Here is a 4,610-nt window from a genome sequence, read left to right as displayed (position 1 = left end):
ACCCTCGCCGGCGGGGAGCCGGGTCTGCTCCACGGACCCGACCAGCGTCGACGCCGAGGGCCAGTGCCGCAGGTTGACCCCGGCCACGAGCGCGGTCGCCGGGTCCGAGTCGACCGCGCTGACCCGCAGGTCGAGCCCGGCGAACGCCATCGCGTCCGAGCCGATGCCACAGCCGAGGTCCCAGACGTGACGCACCCCGGCCCGACGGAACCGTTCGGCGTGGCGCGCCGCCACGTCGAGCCGGGTGGCCTGCTCCAGACCGTCCGCCGTGAACAGCATGCCCGCGGCGAAGTCCCCGAACTTGTCCCGCCCCCGCGCCCGCAGCCTCGACTGGGTGAGCGCACCGGCCACCAGGTCGGCGTCGAAGCCGGCCTCGCGCAGACGCTCCCCGAGCGACATGGCCGACGACTCGTCATACGGTGGAAGTGACTCCAGCAGTCCCCACCCCTCGCCGGAGACGAGCCGCTCCAGCACCGCAAGGTCCATCCGGTCATCCTTGCGCAGGGCATCCGGGGGCCGTGCGCAGCCCCCGTGCACGGCGAGCGAAGCCGTCCTGGGGCACGTGGGGCACGCGACCTGGGGCACGTGGGGCACGCGACCTGGGGCGCGTGTTGGCACTCGAGTTGACCGAGTGCTAATCGGAGACCTAGATTCGGGTTAGCACTCGCCTCCGGCAAGTGCCAGCGCGATCACCTGGGTAGGTCGACCCCCGCGACGGCGGCTCACCAGGCGAAAGCCACTGTCCACTGTTGTGTCCAATTCGACATCCCAGAAGGGAAGGTCCCACCGTGTCGGTTTCCATCAAGCCGCTCGAAGACCGCATCGTCGTCAAGTCCGTCGAGGCCGAGCAGACCACGGCCTCCGGGCTGGTCATCCCCGACACCGCCAAGGAGAAGCCCCAGGAGGGCGAGGTCCTGGCGATCGGCCCCGGCCGTATCGACGACAACGGCAACCGCGTCCCGCTCGACGTGGCCGTGGGTGACAAGGTCATCTACAGCAAGTACGGCGGCACCGAGGTCAAGTACAACGGTGACGAGCTGCTGATCCTGTCGGCCCGCGACGTGCTCGCGGTCGTCACCAAGTAGTCACGGCGCTTCCAGCCCGTATGTCGTGCCCCGGCGCGCCGCCTGACGAGCCTGACCATCTGACTCACAGCGCGCGTCGGGGCACGTTCATTTCCCCCGTTCGTAGTCCCGAAGGAAGCTGATGTCCAAGACCCTGGAGTTCAACGACTCCGCCCGCAAGGCGCTCGAGCGCGGTGTCGACGCCCTCGCCGACACCGTCAAGGTGACGCTCGGCCCCAAGGGCCGCAACGTCGTCATCGACAAGAAGTGGGGCGCCCCCACCATCACCAACGACGGTGTGACCATCGCTCGCGAGATCGAGCTCGAGGACCCCTACGAGAACCTCGGTGCCCAGCTCGCGAAGGAGGTTGCCACCAAGACCAACGACATCGCGGGTGACGGCACCACCACCGCGACGGTGCTCGCCCAGGCCATGGTCAAGGAGGGCCTGCGCAACGTCGCCGCGGGCGCCAGCCCGGCCGGCCTCAAGCGCGGCATCGACGCCGCCGTCGAGGCGGTCAACAGCACGCTGCTCGAGACCGCTCGCGAGATCGAGACCAAGGACGAGATCGCCCAGGTCGCGACCCTCTCCGCCCAGGACGGGCTCATCGGCGGTCTCATCGCCGACGCCTTCGACAAGGTCGGCAAGGACGGCGTCATCACCGTCGAGGAGTCCTCGACCACGGCGATGGAGCTCGACTTCACCGAGGGCATGCAGTTCGACAAGGGTTACCTCTCGCCCTACTTCGTGTCCGACCCCGAGCGCATGGAGGCCGTCCTCGAGGACGCCTACGTGCTGATCAACCAGGGCAAGATCTCGGCCGTCGCCGACATCCTCCCGGTGCTGGAGAAGGTCGTCCAGTCCGGCAAGCCGCTGCTGATCATCGCCGAGGACATCGACGGCGAGGCTCTCTCCACGCTGGTCGTCAACAAGATCCGCGGCACCTTCAACGTCGCCGCGGTCAAGGCGCCCGGCTTCGGTGACCGCCGCAAGGCCATGCTGCAGGACATCGCCGTCCTGACCGGTGGCCAGGTCATCTCCGAGGAGATCGGCCTCAAGCTCGACCAGGCCGACCTCGACACGCTCGGCCAGTGCCGCCGCGTCGTCGTCACCAAGGACGACACCACGATCGTCGACGGTGCGGGCGCCAAGGACGAGGTCGAAGGTCGCGTCTCCCAGATCAAGGCCGAGATCGAGCGCAGCGACTCCGACTGGGACCGCGAGAAGCTCCAGGAGCGGCTCGCCAAGCTGTCCGGCGGCGTCTGCGTGATCAAGGTCGGCGCGCACACCGAGGTCGAGCTCAAGGAGAAGAAGCACCGCATCGAGGACGCCATCTCGGCGACTCGCGCGGCGATCGAGGAGGGCATCGTCGCCGGTGGCGGTTCGGCGCTCGTCCACGCGCTGACCGGTCTGGACTCGCTCACCCTCGAGGGTGACGAGGCCACCGGTGTCCGGCTCGTCGCCAAGGCCGCGGCCGAGCCGCTGCGCTGGATCGCCGAGAACGCCGGGTACGAGGGCTACGTCGCCGTTTCCCGGGTCCGTGAGCTCGAGGCCGGGAGCGGCCTGGACGCCTCGACCGGTGAGTACGTCGACCTGGTCAAGGCCGGCGTCATCGACCCGGTCAAGGTGACCCGTTCGGCGCTGCGCAACGCCGCGTCGATCGCCTCGATGGTCCTCACCACCGACACGCTGGTGGTCGAGAAGCCCGAGGAGCAGGACGGGGCCGGAGCCGGTCACGGCCACGGCCACGGTCACTGACCCCCGCTGAAATCGGTCCCCTCGTCCCGGCTGGTCCGGGGCGGGGGGACCGTCTGCGTGTATGGCGTGCTGGTCACCCCGTCCCTCGCGCGCGGCTTGCCAGGCGTGGTGGGATGGATTCGTGAGCGAGCAGAGTGTGCCCATCAGCGGCGACATGATCCGGCTCGGGCAGCTGCTCAAGCTGGCCGGCGTCGTCGAGGACGGTGCACAGGCACGTGCGCTGATCGAGGACGGCGAGGTGCGTGTCGACGGCGTGGTCGAGCGCCGTCGCGGGCGCCAGGTCCATCCCGGCAGCACCGTCGAGCTTGCCGATGTCGTGATCGGGGTCACGACCGGTTAGCCCGCCCGGCGGGCTCAGGTCACCTGGGTGGCGTAGAGCCTCTCGCGTTCGGCTGCGGTGGTGCCGCCCCACACGCCATACGGCTCACGCACGGCGAGCGCGTGGCGGCGGCAGCGTTCGAGCACGGGGCAACCCATGCACACCAACTTGGCGGCCTGGTCGCGGTCGCGCCGTGCCGCCCCGCGTTCGCCGTCCGGGTGAAAGAAGACCTCCGCCCCCGAACGTCGGCAGGATCCCTCCAGCTGCCAGTCCCACACATCGGCGAGTGGGCCCGGAAGTCGCGTCAACTCAGCCAAGATATGCCTCCGAATGTCTCGAATGTGCCTCTCCGTCACACGTGGACGTGCACTACCCGTTCAGTGGTGTTCTACCCCCATTCGCGCACAGAACACCTGTTCCGCGGGTCTCGTCTCGGCCACGAAGCCTGCGGCGGGGGAGCAGCCCCGTTCGTTGCGGTCTGTGCAACCTGTGGGGGATGGTTTCCGCATCCGGCTGTGGCTCGGTACGGTGGGGCACGCGTGTCAAGGATCGGATCGGGCGGTGGTTCATGCTCTCGGGGACGTCGGGCTACGACGGCTGGTCCTCCCCTGCCGCCTTGGCCGCGCAACCGACCGCTGAGACGCGGGTAACGTTTCAGGGCGTTCCCGCGATTCATCCAGCGGACGTGCAGATTTCCCTGCGCGACCTGGCTGCTGCTGCGCAAGGTGGCGACTCAGCAGCCAAGGAGAGGTTGCTGGGCGCCGTGCACCAGATGGCGGCTCGCTACGCGCGTGCTCGGCTGGGGCATTTCCCAGGAGCTCGGGAAGCAGCCCAGGACGCAGCGCAGGAGGTGTGCGTCGCCGTGCTGACCGCACTGCCGGGGTATGACGAGCGGGGCCTGCCGTTCGAGGCCTTCGTCTACACGATCGCCTCGCGCAAGGTCGTCGACGCCCAGCGCTCCGCCATGCGTCTGCCACGACCCACGGACGAGGTGCCCGAGCGCGTCGATCTCCAGGCGGGTCCCGAGGAACGGGCGCTCATCAGCGACGAGGCCGATCGCGCCTACCGGCTGATGGAGCGGCTGCCCGGCCGGCAGCGCGAGCTGCTCATCCTGCGGGTGGCCGTCGGGCTGTCCGCCGACGAGACGGCCCAGTCCCTGGGTATGACGGCCGGTGCCGTCCGCGTGTCGCAGCACCGAGCGCTGAACAGGCTGCGTGAGCTGATGGCCGAGGAGGCCGCGGAGCAGGAGGCCGGCTGATGACGCCGCCACCTTCACTGCGGCGCATCCGCGACGACGACGAACTGCTCGACGTCTTGGGCGGTCGGCTCGCCGACCCTGCCGACGAGCTGTCCGCCGTGCTCGGCGACTGGGCGAGGTCGATCGACACCGACATGGCGATCCCGCCGAGCCTCGCCTCCGCACGCGCCACCCGCCGCCGGGCGCTCCGCCGCCGGGGCCTGCGTGGTG

General features: G+C 69.6%; 7 protein-coding genes. 5 read left to right on the top strand and 2 right to left on the bottom strand.

What is annotated here, in order from left to right; all coding sequences use genetic code 11:
- Window positions 1-486, bottom strand: a 486-nt coding sequence (locus FRW57_RS17635; RefSeq protein ID WP_476748658.1) for a class I SAM-dependent methyltransferase, incomplete at its 3' end; no start/stop codon positions are given.
- Between the two features lie 302 nt (window positions 487-788).
- Between FRW57_RS17635 and groES the strand changes: the two genes are divergently transcribed.
- The 3 genes from groES to FRW57_RS17620 all read left to right on the top strand — a co-directional run bounded on the left by groES (window position 789) and on the right by FRW57_RS17620 (window position 3,163).
- Window positions 789-1,085, top strand: a complete 297-nt coding sequence (gene groES, locus FRW57_RS17630) for a co-chaperone GroES (RefSeq protein ID WP_137119840.1) — start codon at window positions 789-791, stop codon at window positions 1,083-1,085.
- 121 nt (window positions 1,086-1,206) lie between these two features.
- Window positions 1,207-2,823, top strand: a complete 1,617-nt coding sequence (gene groL, locus FRW57_RS17625; protein WP_137119839.1) for a chaperonin GroEL — start codon at window positions 1,207-1,209, stop codon at window positions 2,821-2,823.
- 121 nt (window positions 2,824-2,944) lie between these two features.
- On the top strand, window positions 2,945-3,163 hold the full coding sequence (locus FRW57_RS17620; protein ID WP_274381530.1) for an RNA-binding S4 domain-containing protein: 219 nt from the start codon (window positions 2,945-2,947) through the stop codon (window positions 3,161-3,163).
- Window positions 3,164-3,177: 14 nt separating this feature from the next.
- Here FRW57_RS17620 and FRW57_RS17615 read toward each other — a convergent pair whose 3' ends face one another.
- The gene (locus FRW57_RS17615) at window positions 3,178-3,459 is read right to left on the bottom strand and encodes a WhiB family transcriptional regulator (protein WP_137119837.1); all 282 of its coding nucleotides are present in this window, start codon (window positions 3,457-3,459) and stop codon (window positions 3,178-3,180) included.
- A gap of 368 nt (window positions 3,460-3,827) precedes the next feature.
- On the opposite strand from FRW57_RS17615, the gene shbA reads away from it, so the two are divergent.
- A complete protein-coding gene (gene shbA / locus FRW57_RS17610; RefSeq protein WP_238384453.1) occupies window positions 3,828-4,400 on the top strand; it encodes an RNA polymerase sigma factor ShbA in 573 nt (190 codons plus the stop codon).
- A partial coding sequence (locus FRW57_RS17605; protein ID WP_203230394.1) for a hypothetical protein occupies window positions 4,400-4,610 on the top strand: 211 nt, incomplete at its 3' end. The genes shbA and FRW57_RS17605, both read left to right, overlap by 1 nt.

The sequence above is a fragment of the Segeticoccus rhizosphaerae genome (assembly GCF_009192725.1).
Classification (GTDB): domain Bacteria; phylum Actinomycetota; class Actinomycetes; order Actinomycetales; family Dermatophilaceae; genus Segeticoccus; species Segeticoccus rhizosphaerae.
The sequence above is the reverse complement of the archived record's forward strand: the minus strand, read 5'-3'. Positions and strand labels throughout refer to the sequence as shown.

What these genes read in the sequence shown, in the direction of transcription:
- groL (WP_137119839.1), top strand. Translation starts at nt 1,207, where the DNA reads ATGTCCAAGACCCTGGAGTTCAACGACTCCGCCCGCAAGGCGCTCGAG.